Origin of the sequence: Populibacterium corticicola (assembly GCF_042683685.1) — a bacterium.
Taxonomy (GTDB): domain Bacteria; phylum Actinomycetota; class Actinomycetes; order Actinomycetales; family Cellulomonadaceae; genus Timonella; species Timonella corticicola.
In genome coordinates this window covers 205,496-225,070 of sequence record NZ_JBHUOP010000001.1, presented here as the reverse complement: position 1 = coordinate 225,070, position 19,575 = coordinate 205,496, and the positions used below count along the sequence as shown (strand labels likewise).

The 19,575-nt window shown below is 58.7% G+C and carries 14 protein-coding genes; 1 reads left to right on the top strand and 13 read right to left on the bottom strand.

What is annotated here, in order from left to right; genetic code table 11:
* Positions 1 to 46: 46 nt before the first annotated feature.
* From ACFSYH_RS00985 to ACFSYH_RS00925, 13 genes are all read right to left on the bottom strand, one after another.
* Positions 47 to 904: a DegV family protein gene (locus ACFSYH_RS00985; protein ID WP_377464576.1), complete on the bottom strand. Its 858-nt coding sequence runs from the start codon at positions 902 to 904 to the stop codon at positions 47 to 49.
* 10 nt (positions 905 to 914) lie between these two features.
* Complete coding sequence (locus tag ACFSYH_RS00980; RefSeq protein WP_377464574.1) at positions 915 to 1,055, bottom strand: hypothetical protein; 141 nt, start codon at positions 1,053 to 1,055, stop codon at positions 915 to 917.
* 117 nt (positions 1,056 to 1,172) lie between these two features.
* Positions 1,173 to 4,628 (bottom strand): ATP-binding protein, encoded by a 3,456-nt coding sequence (locus ACFSYH_RS00975; protein WP_377464573.1) that lies wholly within the window; start codon positions 4,626 to 4,628, stop codon positions 1,173 to 1,175.
* A 5-nt stretch (positions 4,629 to 4,633) separates the two neighbouring features.
* Positions 4,634 to 5,683 carry a DUF4194 domain-containing protein gene (locus ACFSYH_RS00970; RefSeq protein ID WP_377464571.1) on the bottom strand — a complete coding sequence of 350 codons (1,050 nt, stop codon included), beginning with the start codon at positions 5,681 to 5,683 and terminating at the stop codon, positions 4,634 to 4,636.
* On the bottom strand, positions 5,676 to 7,247 hold the full coding sequence (locus ACFSYH_RS00965) for a DUF3375 domain-containing protein (RefSeq protein WP_377464570.1): 1,572 nt from the start codon (positions 7,245 to 7,247) through the stop codon (positions 5,676 to 5,678). The genes ACFSYH_RS00970 and ACFSYH_RS00965 overlap by 8 nt, the downstream gene beginning before the upstream one ends.
* A gap of 223 nt (positions 7,248 to 7,470) precedes the next feature.
* Positions 7,471 to 10,410, bottom strand: a complete 2,940-nt coding sequence (gene leuS / locus ACFSYH_RS00960; protein ID WP_377464569.1) for a leucine--tRNA ligase — start codon at positions 10,408 to 10,410, stop codon at positions 7,471 to 7,473.
* Between the two features lie 292 nt (positions 10,411 to 10,702).
* Complete coding sequence (locus ACFSYH_RS00955) at positions 10,703 to 11,116, bottom strand: hypothetical protein (protein WP_377464568.1); 414 nt, start codon at positions 11,114 to 11,116, stop codon at positions 10,703 to 10,705.
* Positions 11,117 to 11,409: 293 nt separating this feature from the next.
* Positions 11,410 to 12,063, bottom strand: a complete 654-nt coding sequence (locus ACFSYH_RS00950) for a vitamin K epoxide reductase family protein (protein ID WP_377464567.1) — start codon at positions 12,061 to 12,063, stop codon at positions 11,410 to 11,412.
* A gap of 182 nt (positions 12,064 to 12,245) precedes the next feature.
* Entirely contained in the window at positions 12,246 to 13,469 is a 1,224-nt protein-coding gene (locus tag ACFSYH_RS00945) for an MFS transporter (protein ID WP_377464566.1), read from the bottom strand.
* Positions 13,466 to 14,158, bottom strand: coding sequence for a metal-dependent transcriptional regulator (locus ACFSYH_RS00940; RefSeq protein WP_377464565.1), 693 nt, complete (start codon positions 14,156 to 14,158; stop codon positions 13,466 to 13,468). Before ACFSYH_RS00940 ends, ACFSYH_RS00945 begins: the two co-directional genes overlap by 4 nt.
* A gap of 157 nt (positions 14,159 to 14,315) precedes the next feature.
* Positions 14,316 to 16,136 (bottom strand): metallophosphoesterase family protein, encoded by a 1,821-nt coding sequence (locus ACFSYH_RS00935; protein WP_377464564.1) that lies wholly within the window; start codon positions 16,134 to 16,136, stop codon positions 14,316 to 14,318.
* A gap of 60 nt (positions 16,137 to 16,196) precedes the next feature.
* A complete protein-coding gene (locus ACFSYH_RS00930; protein ID WP_377464562.1) occupies positions 16,197 to 17,009 on the bottom strand; it encodes a polyphosphate polymerase domain-containing protein in 813 nt (270 codons plus the stop codon).
* The gene (locus ACFSYH_RS00925; protein ID WP_377464561.1) at positions 17,009 to 17,614 is read right to left on the bottom strand and encodes a DUF4956 domain-containing protein; all 606 of its coding nucleotides are present in this window, start codon (positions 17,612 to 17,614) and stop codon (positions 17,009 to 17,011) included. Before ACFSYH_RS00925 ends, ACFSYH_RS00930 begins: the two co-directional genes overlap by 1 nt.
* Before the next feature lie 430 nt (positions 17,615 to 18,044).
* On the opposite strand from ACFSYH_RS00925, the gene ACFSYH_RS00920 reads away from it, so the two are divergent.
* Positions 18,045 to 19,340, top strand: a complete 1,296-nt coding sequence (locus ACFSYH_RS00920; protein WP_377464560.1) for a CotH kinase family protein — start codon at positions 18,045 to 18,047, stop codon at positions 19,338 to 19,340.
* The last annotated feature ends 235 nt before the right edge of the window (positions 19,341 to 19,575 follow it).

Here is a 19,575-nt window from a genome sequence, read left to right as displayed (position 1 = left end):
GGATAACGAGTCTGTCTAGCACGTCCCGACAGTTTGTGAAAACAGATCAAGCGTAGGTGACGGCGAGCATCCCTGGACCGACGTGAACGCCAAGAACCGCGGAGGCAGGGCTTACATATATGCGGGCGGACGTCTCCTGCCTGAGTTTCTCCGCGAGCTTATGGGCTCGGTTCGGATCGCCGAAGTAATGAACGCCCAGCTCTATGGCACCAGATTCCGTTGCCTCGACAGCTTTAGCGTGCAAGAACCTGATCGCATGAGAACGGCTACGTTCCTTAGACACAACCTCAATATGCCCATCCTTGCTCATTGCAAGAACCGGTTTGAGGCCAAGCACCGTGCCCACGGCAGCGGCAGTCGCGCCCAGCCTACCGCCACGTCGCAAATGATCGAGCGAGTCAACCATGAAGTAGGCTCCCGAACCTTGCGTAGCATCTTTGAGCAGGGAAACAATCTCGCGAGCAAGCATCCCCTCACGTGCAGCACGTGCACCTTGGAGAACGGTTAACCCCAACGCCATCCCCGTAGTTCGTGAACTAACGATATGGACCTTGCCCGGCCATTGAGTTGCCACTGTTCGCGCTGTGTCCTCGGTGCCAGAAAGAACCTGAGGGATGAACATACCAACGACATGGGCGTAGCCTTCGGCAAAAGCCCTGGAAAACACCTCTTCGAAAGCGGAGCGTGGCGGCTGCGACGTTGACAGTTCAACATGACGTTCCACAAGTTCGGCGCAGTGTTCCGGGAGTAGTTCCGCGTTCTCCTCAAAACTCTCACCGCCATGGATAACGTGGAGATTCACGATCTCTAGGTGCGGGGTGGACCACAGTTCCTGCGGAATAGAAGCGGTTGAGTCCGTAACAATCAACGTTCTCTGCTTGCCAAGGTGAACGCTTTCCCCCACTACCCCTCCATCATTCTGAGCCTTGACCACTTCCGGCTGTTTCTCCGCCAGCTAAGTCGCCGATAACCGCACGCAGCGCCTCACGTGCATCATCCAACGGTATGCGTTCCTGCTCGATTCGGCGATAGGGAGCAGGATTTGGCCCTGTCACGACATCGAAGGCTCTCTTCTCATTCGCCTCAAGGCTGAGATGCCCAGTTATCTTTCCACATAGAACAAGACAACTGACTGCTTTAATGTTCTGGCTGTCTCGACGAGGTACGTATGCTTACTCCTGTACACCCGCCGAAGCAGGTTCCCGTTCGGGGCTTGTACCAGTGTCACTCGCGCCCGTGTCGGAGTTGAAATGTACCGCAGAGTCAGCGGCGATCGCTCCCCGCAGGTGTGTGTGCCCCTCGGAGTTCTTCACGGTCTGAATCAACAGGGCCATGTGCGGTTCAAGTGCCGACACCTTATCAAGCGGCGCACCAACGATGAGTTGGAACCCAAGTCCCTGCCATGCGGTGACAGCACGTCCGGCAAACCGCGAGTCCGCCTTAATGAAGGCCTCGTCAAGGAACACTGGTGCATAGCGTGGCCGCTCCGCATCCGAGTCACCAAGTTGGTAGCGCAGCGCCGAACCCACGATGAAGGCGACAAGTTCTTGGCTTTCACCACCGGATTTACCGGCGATGTGGTCAAACACGGACACCTCGTTACCCTGCAGGTCAACCTTTAGCGCTTCAATCCGCACGTGCTCACGCACGTCAATGAGTCGACGACGTTCGGCAGATTCGGGGCGGATACGCGCCAGCAGATCGGCGATCTTGCGATACCGTGCTTCACGCTGCTTAAGGGTCTGTTCACCCTCAACATCGCTCGCGAGTTCACGCAGTTGCTTACGGAACGATTTGATATCCAACGAGTCAGTGGACTTCGCGGAGATTCGTAGACGATGCTGATCGTCTTGGAACGGAAGTTCCCACAGGATCTCGTTGACCGGTGCCATACGCACCCGAATCTGGTCGATTGCTTGGGTCATCTGTCCATTGAGGCGAGTGAACTCCTGACCAGACAAACGGGTAACGTTGCGGTTCCACTTTTCCTTGATTGCATAGAGTTTCTGGTGCTCCAGTTCCTCAAGGATACGGGCGTAGTCGTCAAAACTCTTGTCTGGGTCACCACCGAGATTCGGGTTAGGCCACGTTTCACGGAACCGATCAAAGATACGGACGAGTTCGTTCCCAGCGGTTGCCGCCGTACCGTCAGCGGTGCTCTGATCGTGCTTAATATCGATCAGTACGAGATCAATGGCCCGTTCAAAGTCCTTGAGCGTGCTCTGCCAGTTACCGTCCGACACCCGGTTGATGTGATCCAGTAGGTAGGTCTCTTGAGCCGCAGACACTTCGAAACCTGCTTCTTCAGCGGCTTCAATGGCGTCTTTTGCCGCATCTTCCATATCCACGAGATGCTCGTATTCAGCTTCGAGCGCTTCCATGCTGGCCTCGGCGCGGGCAAAGACCTTACGCTGGCGCTCAAGTTCGGCAAGGAGTTCTTTCTCTTCCTTTTTCAAGGCGGCCAACACATCGTTACCGTCAATCAGCGCTGACAGTTGCTTGTGTTTCGCTTCAACTGTGGATTGTGCGCCAGCAACGTCAATGCTTGGCCACGAGAAATCGACCAGTCGCCGGAATGCCTCGACCCGAGCCTGCTGAGCGTCGGAGGCAGAGGTAACCGACTCAACCATTGCCCGCGCATCAACGATCTTGCTGTCCAGTTCCTCCAACCGTGCGGCGAGTTCCTTGATCCGACCCTCGTTGGAGAAACCGATCACGGAACGTTGACCCTGACCGCCGTGTGCTCCGCGCGCACCCTGCGAAATCTGGCCGCTCTGAGTCAGTGCCTTCTTATGCGCGCCCAACTCGGATGCATCAGTAACGCACACAAACCCGAACTGCTGATCTAGGCGTTCAATGAGCCACCCGGTGAATCCTGTGTGCTTGTACTCCAAACGCCCCGGAAGCACATACCTGTCAGTGGGTTCGTCAATGCGAAGCCCTACTTCCACACCCTCGAACGAAACTCGACGCTGTGTGCGGATCGAGTTGATCGCGATCCGGAAGTCGGACAGCCGATCTTGGTCCACCAGGATCGTGGTGGCGAAACCACCAAGCGCCAAACCGATAGCATCGCGCCAGCCCTCATATTCTGGACGCAAGTCGATCAGTTCGCCAACGAATGGGAGTTCTTCGGGTGACACTCCCATTGCATCTGCAAAGAGTCCGCGAGCCTCCTGCAACTCAAACGGAATGTTTCCCTTGACCGTGCGCAGCAACCCGATCTCGTGCTTGGCCTGTTCCCGCTCTTGTTCAAGAGATTTCAGCACGTGCATCGCATCGTACTCAGCCGCACGGCGACGCTGTGCTGCGCCCTCGGCCTCATCGATCTCTTGACCGGCCATACGCATCATCGAATCGAACTCGGACTTCTTCGTGATATCGAGTCCAGTCACGGCAAGGTGTTTATCAAACTTCGCACGCTCCGACTGCGCGGAACTCAGAGCGTTCTCCGCCGTCGTGACCTCACGGTTCAGAGCCTCGATCTGGTCGCCACCGCTCTTACGCTGGTTATCGCGCACGATCTCTAGTTGCGCGTCATGCGAGGAAATAGCAGCACCGGCAGATACCTTCGCTGCTTTGGCTTCGGCGTAGGATGTGCGATTGTCGTTCTCTTCAACCGTGATCAGGTCGAGGGAATTTCGGTCCCGCCACAGACTAAAGGCCGATACTGCACCGTCACTGGTCGTCCCGCTGCCCTGCAATGCACCCAAATCATTGATAAGTGCAGCTTTTTCCAGCGCGGCTTGACGTTTCTCGCGCAGTTCGAGGATTGGGCGCAGCATCGTGACCTGCTCTTCGGCGCGAATCATCTCGGAACGCACCGCGGTCAGCTCGTCAAAGTGTGCAATCGCATCATCAGCGATGCGGAACGTCTCTGGTTCCTCAAGAACCATCTGCTTGTATAGGGCATCGACGGTTGAAATCTGTTGACCGGCCTGAATACGCGCAAGAAGTTGTAGAGCTTTATCGCCGTCACCGTGTGCACCAATACCGAGCACAGACTGGAGTTTCGCAATAAAAGCGGAGTCGGTGTCGAGTACCTGCATGCCCAGCGTGCCAGACAAGATACCGGGCGCAAACTTCCCTACCGCATACTGCTCGAGAACCCGCAGGTCGATGGAGCCGTTAATGACTGCGCGGCGGAATGTGCAGTCCTCGTTCTTGGTCGCACCCTTGGGCACATAGAAGATACGGACCGCAGTGAACAGTTGTTTCGACTGGTCCCGCCAGGTCATGGCGATCGCGGACCACGTGTCGCTCTTGTCGCCACGCAAAACGGTGTCTCGCAGCGTATCGGTGTCGAGATCGCGCTGGTCATCCACCTTTCCACGAACGTAGGACAGGATGTTGCGCTGGTCCTTGGATCGTGCGCGACCAGTCGTTGCCCCGTTTGATGCGCCATTGAACGGCGTGGTGTGCGGCATCATCAGCGCAATGTATGCGTCGAGCAGCGTGGACTTACCGGTACCGGAGCCACCGGAGATGAGCGTTCCGTCTGGGTGAAATGGGACCTGATGGTATCCGTGGTACCCACCCCAGTTCACCATCTGCATCGACAGCGCAACCCACTGTTGCCCGGTGGAGGCCTGCGGAATGAGCCCAAAGAGAGTGTTGTCAAAGGTCATTGGTTTCAGTCCCCTACTTCCTGCAGGTCTACGGCATCGGACGTGTCAACACCACTCAGCCCATCAAGCACGCTTGGCTCTTCATCAGCGTTGGGCACATCACCGGCAGCGTGCTTTCCGCCAGCACCTACAGTTTCGTTATCACCAGCAAGTTCAACCAATGGCTCATGCACGCCGGCCTCCTCAAGATCAAACCCGACCTCTTCAACCACGACTGAGTCCACCAAGTCGTTCTCAAGGTCATCGTCTTCGCTGTCGTCAGCCACGGACGTTACACCCGCCGCTAAACGCTGCTCGATCCACGCAGTCAACTCTTGAATCCGGTCGAGTGGCATGAGCACCTCGATGATCGGTGAGATCCGGTAGCGTTCCTGCGATGCTTCTTTCAGGATTCCTTCACGAGCCAACTGGTCAATTCCTGCACCTACCTCACGCTGGCGTGCCGCTAGGTTGGTTTCGTCTGAGGCGAAGAAACTCATCGCGTGGTTAACCAAGTCATCGCGGTCAACGAACGCTGCTCCCTCACCCATTCCAACCTGCTGCCGGAACGTGGAGCGCAGGTAGATCAGGATGACGGTCTCGGCCCGCTTGTAGGAGTCGTCACGCAAAAGAATCGGGATGTTTAACTCTTCTTGTCGTATCTGGGTCTTGTACGCGACCCCGTACTCCCGGTCCACCACGAGTCCGAGGAACATGTCATGGAACCGCGACTCAAGCAGGTTCTGATGCCTGAGGATGGTGTCCCACGCCCATTTATCTTCGGCTGCCTCGATGAATCGGCGTTGCAGCAGCAGCGCAAACACTCGCCGCGCGTCGTATTCGAGTTGCCCCTTGTCGCCAGGAAATAGGAACGACTGGTCTTCTTCGAGTGCCGGAGTCTCATTGAACGCGCCGAGAGATTCCCCGTCCGCACCCCGCACAGTCTCCGCTACCTGAGCAGCAGCCGCATTCTGCTCAGCGTCAGTCTGCTGCACCGCATCCACGGATTCCTCTGCGTCCGAGGAGCCCGTGCCACCATCCATATTCGCCCCGGTGTCTGTGAACTGCTCAGTCATTGGTGACCTCTATCGGTAGGGAGTCAGCCTGCACATCGTGCGCTGGAACGCGTGCGGGGTGGTGAATGGTTTGGCGTGGAACGATGAACTCGCGGGTCGTTCCGTCTGCTCTGATCGCGATGACTCGTTCGAGTGGCGCAGGCTGCTCTTCGACGCCGCCGGACTCGAGCCTGCCAAGTTCAAGGTCTGGCTCGCCACTCGTTTCACCGGATGCAGCAATTTCTTGGTACCCGAGAATCTCGACGGGTCGTTTCAGGTTGTCGGATCCCTGGGTAAACGCCTGCGCCACGGTCAGTTCACGGTCTGCCTCATCAAGCAGCGCACTCACATGTTCGAGCAGTTCCCGATGCCGCGGTCCACCCATCGCAATGATTTCTTCGAGTTCCAGCCCGGAGATTTCCACGTCCGAGTTCTGCGCAATCGCCTCTGGTGGAGCATCGTCGTGGAGGTCGTGCAGCCCGGTGCGCAACCGCCCAAAGTTGGCACGCTCAAACCGGGTCAGAGCCTCAACAGGTTCGCCTCGTCCGGTCCCTGGGAACCACTCGGTCAACGCCAGGACCGCTGATCGGAGGGCATCGTCCAGTTCGCGGTCTCGCAGCGGATTGTGGTTCCTGATCTGGGCGGTCAACGTGCGCGAAGCACGCTGTTGTTCAGCGAGTACAACGCCGAGTGCCTCAAGAACTGTGGACTTGATGGCTCGGAATGACTCGCGCTCACGCGAACTCAGTTCCCGGGCAAACGGGTGCGACAAGATCGCCTCAATCGACGCGTCCAACTGTCCCAAGAGCTCATCGCTTTTCAAGAGCTCCAGCGCACCCGTGAACGCCTTGCCCTCGTTGGTTTGCTCCAGCAGGTTTTCGGAGGCAGCCAAGTATTCAGCCAAAACCTCACCCGTGGGCCGCTCGTCCTGACGTAGTTGCGCCAGAATCGTACGCTGCAGATCCTTGATTGACTCGGCCACGCGAGTGAAGTCCGCAGGCAACTCACGGACCAGGTACTTCACGTTGTCGAACTGCTCCTCCATGCGTTCCGCCGAGGTCGGTTCGATCTCGCCGCCCGCTTCAAGGCGCTTCTTCTCCGCCGTGAGAGTCCTGATCTGCATGTTTAACGCCCGGATACGTTTTTGCCGGTCAGGTTGCGCATCAAGAGCAAAACGTTCGACGGTATCAAGCAGCGTACGGATCCGGGACTCGGACACGTAGGAACGCTCCCCCGCGGACCGCGACACGAAATCCAATGCTTCCTGAGCGTTCGACGTCAGCGCATACTGCTCCTGCCCGCTGTCATTCACGGACCGAACCAGCCACCTGTCGCGAACCCAGTTCGATGCCAACTTGCGCGCCGACATCTCAGGGAGGGAATCGTCGTCAAGCAGGCGCAGTTCATCTAAGTGATCCGACACTTCAATATGGAACTGATCAGCGGGAACACTCTTGCGGTTGGGGCCAAAAATAGCCGCAAACAACGCTATGACAACCGGTGCGTAGGTTTTATTGAGGAGCGCGAGCGTGGGCCGCGCGAAGGCGCGCCGCGCAACTGCGATCTCAGAACTTACAACACCCATAAGAGACCTCTCGGAGAAGTAAATCAGGCCGTGTCCGACTCTACCCGGACCCGCTGACAATGCACACGCCCGCTTTCACGCGAGACGCTCCGGGTGCAGAATCGCGATTCTGCACCCGGAGCGCGGTTGCTAAAAGATTTTCTTTAACGCACCCATTGCCGACGACACTCACTTCACGGTGCAGCCGCCAGTCCCAGCGTGTGGGTTATGCCAGCAAACCCTATTACTCGGGAACGATGTTCACGAGCTTTGGAGCACGCACGATGACCTTGCGGATACCCGCACCGGCGAGGGTGCGCTGCACTCCAATATCGGCCAATGCGAGGGCTTCCAGTTCGGCGTCGGTTGCGGATGGTGACACTTCGGCCTTACCGCGAACCTTGCCCTTGACCTGGAAGATGCAGGTGACGGTGTCCTCCACCAGATACTCGTCGATGGCGGTCGGGAACGGCTGGTATACAACCGAATCGGAGTGTCCGAGCTTGGCCCACAGTTCCTCAGCAATGTGTGGCGCGACGGGCGCAACCATGATCACGATACCCTCCGCAGCTTCACGCGGTACGACATCCAACCCGGTCAGATAGTTGTTGAGTTCGATGAGCTTGGCAATTGCAGTGTTGACGCGCATGCCCTCCATCTCCTCGGCAACATCCTTGAAGGCGCGGTGCAACTTGCGCTTGGTCTCAAGGTCGGCTTCATCCTCGGTGATGGCGAGTTCACCGGTCTCCTCGTTCAACACGTTGCGCCACAGACGCTGCAGGAAGCGCTGCGCGCCAACCACCGCACGGGTCTCCCACGGACGGGACAGGTCCAGTGGACCCATCGACATCTCGTACACGCGGAAGGTGTCGGCGCCGTATGCCTCGTACATGTCGTCTGGGGTGACGATGTTCTTCAGCGACTTGCCCATCTTGCCGTACTCGCGGTTGACGGGTTCGCCGTTCCAGGTGAAACCGGACTGCTCATCACCCTCCACCTCGGCTGCTGGTACATACTGCCCGCGCGCGTCGGTGTATGCGAATGCCTGAATGTATCCCTGGTTGAACAGTTTGTGGAACGGCTCAACTGAGGAAACGTGTCCAAGGTCGAACAGCACCTTGTGCCAGAACCGTGCATACAGCAGGTGCAGCACAGCGTGCTCAACACCGCCAACGTACAGGTCGACACCACCGGCTGCGCCAGCGGACTCGTTGTGGTCTGGGCCAAGCCAGTACCGGTCGAGGTCTGCTGCCACGGGCAGGGTTGCGTCCGCACCATTGTTTGTAGGGTCGAGGTAACGCAGGTAGTACCAGCATGAACCGGCCCAGTTGGGCATGGTACTGGTTTCGCGGCGGTACTTCTTTGGGCCATCGCCCAGGTCGAGTTCCACGTACACCCAGTCGTCGTTGCGTCCGAGTGGTGGCTCTGGCGAGGAGTCCGCGTCTTCTGGGTCGAAGGTGCGCGGCTGGAAGTCCGGGGTGTCCGGCAGTGCAACTGGCAGCGCGGAGTCTGGCAGCGCGATGGGCTGGTCGTTTTCGTCGAACACGATGGGGAACGGTTCGCCCCAGTAACGCTGGCGGCTGAACAGCCAGTCACGCAGGCGGTACGTTGTAGTGCCGGTTCCGAATCCCTTGGCTTCGAGCCATGCGATCATCTCGGACTTGGCAGCGTCAACGTTCTTGCCGTTCAAGTCCAACTCGTCGTTGGACGAGTTGATGACAGCGCCGTCTCCGGTCCAGGCCTCATCACCGGAGAAGCCCTCTGGTGGTTGCACGGTGTAGATCACGTCTAGGTCGAAGGCCTGCGCGAACGCGAAGTCACGCTCGTCTCCACCGGGAACAGCCATGATCGCGCCGGTTCCGTATCCCATGAGGACGTAGTCGGCGGTGAACACTGGCACCTGCGCACCGTTGACCGGGTTGGTGGCGAAGATTCCGGTGAATACACCGGTCTTGTCCTTGGCACCGGCTTGGCGCTCCACAGCGGTTTTGGCCGCAGCGGCCGCCTGATATGCGGATACTGCCTCGGCTGGCGTAGCGTACCCACCGGTCCATGCATCCCGCGTACCTTCGGGCCAAGCATCTGGAATGTGCTCGTCCAAGATTGCGTGCTCGGGTGCAACCACCATGAAGGTGGCCCCGAACAGAGTGTCTGGACGGGTCGTGAACACGGTCAAATCCTCGCCAGCGGCGGTGAACGTGACGTGCGCGCCCTCGGAGCGGCCAACCCAGTTGCGCTGCATCGACTTCACCTTGTCCGGCCAGTCGATGTGCTCCAGATCATCGGTCAACCGGTCAGCGTATGCTGTGATGCGCATGTTCCACTGGTTCATGGCGCGCTGGAAGACCGGGAAGTTACCGCGCTCGGAACGTCCCTCAGCGGTCACTTCCTCGTTAGCCAAAACGGTTCCAAGTCCCGGGCACCAGTTCACTGGCGACTGCGAAACGTAGGCGAGGCGGTATTCGTTCAACACCGCGCGCTTCTGGGCAACGCTCAACTCGGACCAGTCAGCGCCCTCGGTAACGTCCGCAACCTCAGGAACCGCACGGGCTCCAGCAGCGAACTCTGCTTCAAGTTCCGCAATGGGGCGGGCCTTGCCCTTGGTGCCAAACGGGTTGATTGCTTCGGCGTCATACCAGGAGTTGAAGATCTGCAGGAAGATCCACTGCGTCCAGCGCACATAGTCAATATCAGTCGTGGCAAACGAACGACGCGGATCGTGCGCCAATCCCATGCGGCGCAACTGGCGCTTCATGTTGGCGATGTTGTTCTCCGTTGCCACGCGTGGGTGCTGTCCGGTTGCAATAGCGAACTGCTCGGTTGGCAACCCGAACGCGTCAAAGCCCATCGCGTGCAGCACGTTGTCTCCACGCATGCGGCGGAAACGACCCACAACGTCGGTCGCGATATAGCCGAGTGGGTGTCCCACGTGCAGACCAGCACCGGATGGGAACGGGAACATGTCCATGACAAAGAACGACGGGCTCTTCGGGTCCGCGTGCTCGCCCTGACCGTTGGCTAGACCACCGGCAGGGTCAGCGGCGAAGTAGGTGCCGCGCTCGTCCCATAGGTCCTGCCACCGCAACTCGATCTCGGACGCGAGTTGAGCGTTGTAACGGAATGCAGGTTCACCATTGCTTGGCGCGCCGGAGGCGCCCGTCAAAGTCTGGTCTGGAGTATTCACGCGTTCCAGTTTACAGTCGCCAACACCTGCTCCGGGCCCATTTTCCGCGTGATGAAACGCATGTGTGAGCCGGGCCAGCGGTCAAACGTCTGTTTGTTACGAACTGCATTCGTTTCCTTGCGGTAGGGGTCTGCTCCGCGACACCCCTACCCTCCGCTTCACTACTTTGTCTGTAACAGTCGTGTGATTGATTTCGGTACCGAGTCAGAAAGTGTCGTAACTATGCATCCATGATGGCTAGTTACGACACTTTCTGACTCGGTAGCGTTCCGGGCTCTGAGCTACGCCCCGCCTAGTTCTCGTTTACGCCAAACGCCGTAAAAAACACATCGTCCGCCGACACTTCGGCGAATCCGATAACAAAGTCATCGGTAATGTCCACGCTCTTTTCCCACGCTCCAAACTCATCGGCGTCCGCGGTGAACTGGGTGACCGGCTCATCTTCCTGCGAGATGGTGACCTCGATGCCAGTTCTCGGGCTCACATCCTCGTAGGTAGTGCGACCCGTCAGCGAGTTGTGACTTCCAAAATCCCCGCATCCATCGAAATAGTTCTTTCCCTGGATCACGATCTGATCGCCCAAAGCGACGTGGCCCACAGAAGTATTGATCTGAGGGGCCGCACACGATCCCGCGCTCGATGCCCCACCGCACGCAGACACGGCTGCGATCAGGCAAAGCGTCGCGAGCGCAAGAAGTTTCCTCATGGGTTCATACTACGCGCCAGATCCGCACAAACCTAGGGTGTGACCTGCATAAATTATCGCTCAAGAGCCGCGTTGTATCAGTTGGGCGTTCAGTGCCCGTAAACCGATCGACGCTGAGAGGTGGGTGGCGCTGGTAAGCACCGTATCGTCGGCAATCTGTGTCCTTGTGAACGATCCCGCCCAGCCCGTGGGCTTAAAGCCCACGGGCAAGGCAACTCATTGCCGACGAGCCCTTAGATTTCTGCATTCCGCTTACGTACTGCGAAACGTGGTTCGAGGCAAACACACAACCGTCAGGAGTTGATGTACTCGAGGATCACGCCACCCATACCGAGCGCAATCCACACAAGCACCAGCACATAGAACACGGGAAGGATCAGGTGCTTGTCACGCATCAGACGCGTACGCAGGCCATCTGACACCTTGAGGTGACGTTCCTGAACTGCCCGAACGATCTGGTACCAGAACAGTGGGATCATCGCGGCCCACACAACCATGCAGTAGGGGCACAGGCGCTGCAGCGTGTGGATGGAGGTGAACATGAGGAACACGATCATCGCCATGCCAAGAGCAGTTCCGGTCAGCAGCGAGAGCCAATACCAACGAGGCAATCGGGCTCCGGCCACCAGAACGACACCGGAGGTAATCACCACGGTGAAGGCGAAGACACCGATGAGCGGGTTGGGGAAACCGAAGATCGCCCCTTGAGCCGAACCCATCGCATCGGCGCAGTCAAGGAACAGGTTGAACGTGCAACTGGCCTCATGGTCAGGGTTGGCCAGTTTGAGGTACTTCTCAATCGACAGCGCCATCGAGGCGGCAAACGCGATGCCACCCAAGACGATGAGCAGCCACCCGAAGGTCCGATCGCTGATACTCCTAGATGCCTCAAGTTCCTCAGAAAAATCGAATTCCTCATCAAGATCGTGCTGGCTCGCCTCTGACACGGCTTTCTCCTCAGTGATTCGCGGGATGCACAGATGTTTCTGCGGTGCTCTACGCTGTCGGTGCAAACCCCTCCGCCCCGCTGCTGAACACGCGCCACAACTCACAGTAGAGGCTATTTCTGGAAATCGCCTGATGGCAAGGCCTGCACTCCCCTAACTGGCGACGGGTCGGATGGAAGGTGTCACTCAGACTCGGCGAGCAACGCGTCCAAGTCGCGTGGTTTCTTTCTGGGCAGGAACAGGGCAACGAGTGCGAAACCGATGACAGTCAACCCAAGTCCGAGCCAAGCGAGTGAGGTGTAGCCAAGACCCCAGGTAATGAACAGACCGCCGAGGAAGGCACCGTTCGCATTCGCGGTGTTGAGTGCGGAGTGGCACAGCGCCGCGCCGAGCGATGGGGCTTTGGGGCTCAGATCCATGAGGAGACCCTGCAGTGGCAGTGCGAGCAACTGCGACGTGAATCCTACCGCGAAGAGTGCAATCAGCACGAGCACCACGTGTTCCTCCACGAAGCCGAGGAAGATCAGGGATGCCGACGTTGTGATGAACCCAGCCTGGACCGTGCGCACCACGTTGATGTCCATGAGCCGTCCGGCGAAGAACGTTCCAAACGTCATGCCCAGACCAAACAGCGCGAGAACGAACGGTACGTGTTCTTCAGCCATTCCGGCCTCGTACATCACGAGCGGTTTGACGTAGGAGTATACGGTGAACATGCCGCCAAAACCGATCGCCGCAGCCACGAACATGGCCCAGAGGCGCCCGTTCTTAAGCGCCTTGAGTTCAGAGGCTGGGTTCGCCCCTGGCGCTGGTGGCACCTTGGGCAGCAGCATGACCAGTGACACGACCGTGATGAAGCCAAGCACACCCACGATGACGAATGCCGCCTGCCAGCCGAGGTTCTGGCCAACCCACGAAGACAGCGGCACACCGATAACATTCGCGATGGTCAAGCCACCGAGCATCATCGACATCGCATGGCCGCGACGGGCCTGTCCGACCACAGCCGTGCCGACAACTGCTCCAACGCCGAAGAACACGCCGTGCGGTAAACCTGCGATGAAGCGCCCAAGGATGAGCAGACCCATGCTTGGGGCAAGAGCGGAGAGGATATTCGCAACCGCATAGGCTCCCATGAGCCATGCCACTAACGTCGAGCGGGACATCCGGGCGGACATGACCGCTATGACCGGTGCCCCGATGACCACGCCGAGCGCGTACGCGGTGATTGCGTGGCCAGCAGTCGGAATCGACACCTCAAGGCCGTCCGCGATGTTGGTGAGAATACCCATGGTTGCGAACTCGGTTGTCCCGATGGTGAAACCACCGAGCGCGAGTGCGAGGAGGGCGAGTTTTTGCTGCGTTGGGGTGCTCTGGGTTGAACCCGAGCCATGTTGCTGAGTCACTGGGGTGTTACTTCAATCCAGACGGCGTGCGCCGCCAAAAGTCCGAGGGTGAGTGGTTGAGGATCGCTGTCTGAGTGCTGACGCCATTCAATGTTCATGACACCGACGGCGTCGTTTCGCTGCGTGATCGTGACGATCGTGTCGAGTCCAAACCCGAGTTCGGCGAAGTAGCGCAAAACCTGAGGGTCTTCGTCGGAGATTCTGCTGACCGTGCCTGTCTGCCCCTGTTCGAGGTTGGCGAGGGGTAGCGCATTGGGACGGTCGTGAACGAGGTCCTTACTGGGGATCGGGTCTCCGTGCGGGTCCCGCGTGGGGTACCCAAGCCGGGCATCGATGCGGTCAATCATGAGATCCGACACCGCATGTTCGAGGACTTCCGCCTCGTCGTGGACTTCGTCCCACGTGTATCCGAGTTCGGAGACAAGGAAGGTCTCGATGAGTCGGTGCCGCCGGACCATGTCGAGCGCATGTTGGCGCCCAAGTTCAGTGAGTGAGATTGCACCGTACCGTTCATGGTCGAGCAATCCCTGAGTCCCGAGACGGCGCACGGTCTCAGACACGGTCGAGGCACCGACTCCCAGGCGTTCCGCCAGGTCCTTGGTGGTGACCGGCTGATCTGACCATTCTTGGAGGCTCCACACCACTTTGATGTAGTCCTGACCTACAGAGGTCAACTCTGTCTTGGACACGTGTCTCCTCAGTGTTCGGGCCCGGTGGGTGCACGGTTGTCGTTGGATAATTTTTGCCCATAGTGCCGGAGATATCCGGGCACTCGGACGAAAAACCATCCATCGAGCAAGCGCGTGCTACGTTCAGATTAACCGCCTGACGTTTCATTCCGGGTGTTTAACCGTCAGTTGGACTGGACTGTGAATCCGTTTCAGGTTGTTCCGCATCAGTGTCTTCGACGCCGGAGCTGTCCCCATCCTCCAAGTCTTCCGGATTGGCCTCCTCACCTGATTCCCCGCCAAGGTGCATGCCCTCGAGGTCATCCGGATTGATGGGTAACTCCGGGTAGCGCAGACGTGGCCCAGCGTTCGCGGAGCCATTCGTGTCCACGGTGATGACCTGGTAGTCCACGATCGTTCGGCTGTCCCGGTCGAACCGCAGCACGGTCATCTCGGCGACACCGTTGAGCGGCCCAATAGTCGCTTTACCCTCCACAGCGCCAGCGGTCGAGGCACTGACGTATTGGATTCCGTTACCCACCTGAGCCGGGCCAATCTGGCGGTGCATGTGTCCCGACAACTGGTAGGGAACGCATCCGTTCTCAAGGGTCACTGCGCCCACTGCTGGGGTGTGGATGAGTAGAATATCTGCGCCGTCATCCGACTCGCACGAGGTTTCAGCAAGCCGCGTCCCTGCATCATGGTAGGTTTCCTCGCCCACCAGTACTGAGCCCTGCCCGATTCGGGTCGCACGAGGGTCGGAGTCTCCAAGGAAGCGTATCCCGTCGACCTCGACGATAGACCCGTCCAGCACGATTACGCCTGCCGCGCGAGCCTGCGCTCCCGTGATCTCTGAGTCGTGGTTTCCGTCAGACTGAACCATGACGGCGCCCTGCGGTACGGCGCTGGCGAAGGTTTGCATGCAGAACCGTTCGACATCGGTTCCGTTCATTGTGGTGTCTCCACCGTTGAGGATGATCTGCGCACCCGATTTCTCTGCAACGGTGCGGATGAGCGGTGCCATTCCGACGTTGCAGTGCAGGTCCGAGATGAGCAGCATCGTGACGAGGTCTTCAGGAGCGTCTTCGCCGTATCGGCCAAGGCCGCGGTCGGTGGCATCCTCGATTGCGGCGCGCCGGTCGTAGGCGGAGGCGAGTTGGACATTGGCTTGGGCGTAGAACTCCTGATTGTCGTTGTATACGTCAAGGAGTTGCCCACCGTATTCATCGATGACGCCCGAGAGCCGTCCGGTGATTCGGGTGCCCTCAAGTCCGGTTCCCGCCAGTACGGCTGTCTCACGTCCGCCGATCGCCTGTGCCTCACGCTGGGCGGCTTGGGTGAACACGGCCGCACCCACCAGGCTCAGAACCACAAACCCCACGGTCAGACCCCAGGTTGCGCGCGCTGCACGGTAGGCGAGTTCACGACGGCGCGAGAACCCCGCGACGTATGCCATGACGGCAAGAGCCACACCAATCCCGACTGCGAGCGCGAATGCCCGTTTCACCGCGTTCTCCACGAGTAGCCCTGTGACGACCTCGATCGTCTCCTGCGGTGCTGCGAAGAACTGCAGGTAACTGTCGAGGTCTTGGTTGAGTGCCTGGAGCGTGCTGCCACCCTCGACGGTGGTGAGTGAATCGGGGATCTCTCCGATCCGCACGTGAACGCCCAGCGATAGTGGCAGTGGCGAGTCCAGCACGACTGAGCCGAGTGGTCCAGCATCGGCTGTGATGGCCGAGTCGATTGTGACCTCATAGGTCGCATCGTGCGGCCCGAAGTTAGCCGACGCACGCGCTGTGATGACACCGAATACGATCGACACGAGGAGGACGGCCGCCACGGCGAGCGCATACCGCAGGGCACGTGGTGGAGCGGTTCCGTCATGGTTGAACCGCGCCCAGTCGCGTAGTCCTCGCCAGGTACTGTTCAGGGCAGGCGCAAGGGCGGTGCGTAGCCAGTTGGTTATGGGGTCGGTGATGCCGTGCTCGTGGTCAGCCATACGGGTGACGGGATCCTTCGCGAAAGCGGGGTAAGTTGTCCAGTCACCTATTGTCGCAAATTACGCTGCCGTGTGCGTGACTGAATGAGTGAGAGGTGGGGCGCCCAGCACGCGGTGCCATTTGTTGGCGGGTAGGTGTGGTTCGAGCTCGGCGAGTCCTGCCGCGTACTTTGAGATGGACACGGGCCTGATTCCTGCACGCCACAACGCCTTGTCCGTGTTGGTTGCGTGCCCTTCTGACTTGGTTTCAATGAGTACCAGCCGCGGATGGGAGCTCGTGCGCTCGCCGCGCACGCAGGCCAGGTCAGTATCGATTGTGATCCGGGAGAAGTCTGGTCCGAGCAGGGTGGAGCGCCGGTAGCGGGTGGTCAGTGACGGGATGAGATTGGCGACGAGTTGGTCTGGCTCCTGCACTCCGCTGCGCTCCAGCGTGGTGGCGACGAAGCGACGTTCCTCTTGTTTGAGGTGGTTGCGTGCATGGTCTTGGACCGCGATTCGCTCCTTGATGGTGTGTCCGCGTCCACCCTTGGTCTTCACCTCCAGCAGTGTCGTACCGGAGTCGAGGTAGGTTCGGGTACGTACCTTGAACCTGTGCCTGCGCGAGTGTGCTGCATCGTGATAGGTACGCAGGTCCGGGGTGTCGAAGTAGACGGATTCGTAGGCGCTTGAGGTGCGCTCCTCGACCGTCACGCAGACGAGTTCCGGTTGACTGCCCAACGCCTTGGCGGCACTCAGCGGGTCGAGAACGTACTTGCGGTCGGTGCGGGTCATAAGGGCCGAGTCCTGAGGTAGATCGTCTAAATCGATGTAGGCTCGGTCAGCCAAGATGTGGTCAAGAGCTGTACGCACTTCCGGGGCGTGTAGGGCAAACATCAGAATGCACCTTCCAGCGTGTGGTTCGACTGAGCGGGGCGCACAGCATTGGACGAAGAGGAACGGGGGGGAACCGAGTACCGGACGTCCACCACCATCATGTCACGCACCAGATCGGTCGAGCGCACGGTGAGTTGCCGAACCCGGCCACCCAGCAAACCCTCGATGTGGGCTTGAAGCGCCGACTCGTCGAAAATCACGCGATCTACCGTGAGTACCTGCTGACGCAGGTTCCGCGTCGAGATGGCCGTGTCCGCGATCCACATGACCGCAACCACTGCAGCGGCGACAGTCGGGGCGAGCCATACCGGGTCTGGCTGCAATCCGCACACGAGACCAATCACGAGCGCCGCGAAGTAGTACGACACCTCGGACTGCGACAGTTCATTCGAGCGCAGCCGGATGATCGAGAGCACACCGAACAGCCCAAGCCCCAGGCCGGCTGCCATGGTGGAGTGAGTCATCACAACGGTCGTGCCGAACACGCCGATGTTCAAACCGATGTACGCGAGCACGAGATCTGCGCGTCCATGGTGGCGGAAGTACACGGCGAGCGAGAGAACGAGAATCGCCACAAGGTCTGCAGCGAGGATGATCGGGTTCATGGGAAGCCTCCTGGGTAGGGCCGGGATCTGAAGTGCTTCCAGCATGGGGAGGAAATCTATGAGGAACCTATGAGGAACCATAGCGAAGCATAGGAACAGCACTTACACAGCCCATACATAGGACCGTCCTACAACGAGCCCAGATACCACCTGTTGAGTTACTTCAAGCGACAAACCTAACTACACCCGACATTTAACCCGAAGGTGCAAGAGGCGCGCTCACGTCCCGTATCCGTCAGAAAGGCACAACAAAATGCCTAATCATTTGCCACGACTCAGCGAATCCTCAAAACACGTGCAAAAAGCTTCCGCTCTGATTATCTCCGTTTCGCTCCTCCTGGGCATGAGTGCTTGCACAGAAAGTAGTAGCGGAGCAACCAGCACCTCCTCGAGCAGTTCCTCCTCAAGCAGCGCTTGGAGCGACTCCTCCGTGCGAGACGACTCATCCCTCGACAACACCGTGTTCGATGCGTCTGAGATCCACACCTTCTCAATCACGTACGACGAGGCCGAGTACGCGGCGATGATCGAGACCTACTCCAATAACGCGGACAAAAAGTGGATAAGCGCCACAGCTGTCATCGATGGCACCACGTTCGAAAACGTGGGACTGCGACTCAAGGGAAACTCATCGCTGCGAGGCGTCTCAGCAGAAACCTCCGGTGAGGATATACCGTGGCTGATCCGACTCGACAAGTACGTTGACGGGCAAAACCTCGACGGATACACCGATTTCGTCGTTCGATCCAACTCATCAGAGACCTCACTCAACGAGGCGATCTCACAAACTCTCTTCGCTGAGGCAGGTCTAGCGTCCCAGGCTGCGATCGCTGTCCGATTCTCTGCGAACGGCTCCGCCGAAGTACTGCGCTTGGTCGTTGAAAACCCCAACGATGAGTGGGATGAATCCCAGTTCGATTCACCCGGCATCTTGTACAAAGCAGAAGCCGATGGCGACTACTCCTACCGTGGGGATGACCCAGCCTCGTACGAAGACGTATTCGACCAAGAGAGCGACAAAGACAACGAAAACTACACTCCCCTGATCGAGTTCTTACAGTTCATCAACGAATCAGAGGATGAAACGTTCGCGGCCGAACTTCCCGAGCATCTCGATGTCACGGCGTTTGCCTCCTACCTAGCAATGCAGGACTTGGTGGACAACTTCGATGACATCTCTGGCCCCGGCAACAACTCATACCTGCGTTGGAATTCAGAAACCGGCGTGTTCACCGTAGTGAACTGGGATCTCAACCTGGCTTTCGGCGCCAATGCAGTGCCTGGCGCTACAGAACAGGGTGATCGAGATGGCGAGATCCCCGGCAGTGAAGTTTCTGGCCCCGGCAACCCACCCGAAGGATTCGAGCCAGGGGACACACCTGACAGATCCGGCGGCGGCAACCCACCCGAAGGATTCGAGCCAGGGGACACACCTGACAGATCCGGCGGCGGCAAAAACATAGGCCTAGGAAACATTCTCAAAGAACGTTTCCTAGAGGTCGCTGAGTTCAACGAGCTATACCAGCAAGCCGCTGCAGACCTACGAGCCGAGCTTTACGATTCTGGACGCGCGCAAGAAGTCCTTGATCAGTGGACTGCTCTGCTTAGCGACCATGCGGCAGATCTCGTTGATGCCGATACGCTAGCCCAAGAAAGCCAAAGCATCGCGGCCTACTTCACTGCGACAAATACAACCGAACCGTCCGGTGGCGAATCTGATCAGTGAAGTCCTCGTACTGGGTGCCCTCACGATAACTCGTGAGGGCACCCCTAGCGTCCGTCCAAAAGGTGACTGAAACGGAGGCTATACACAGCCGTGAGCGCAAGCGTGGCCGTTTTCACATCGTGAGAACCCGGCTGCCTTTTACAGTGTTCGACGCGGAGCAGTCAGCCTTGTCACCACCACAACCGCAAGTTATCCCATCATTTGGGACGCGAAATAAGGTCATGCGCCAGCAGAA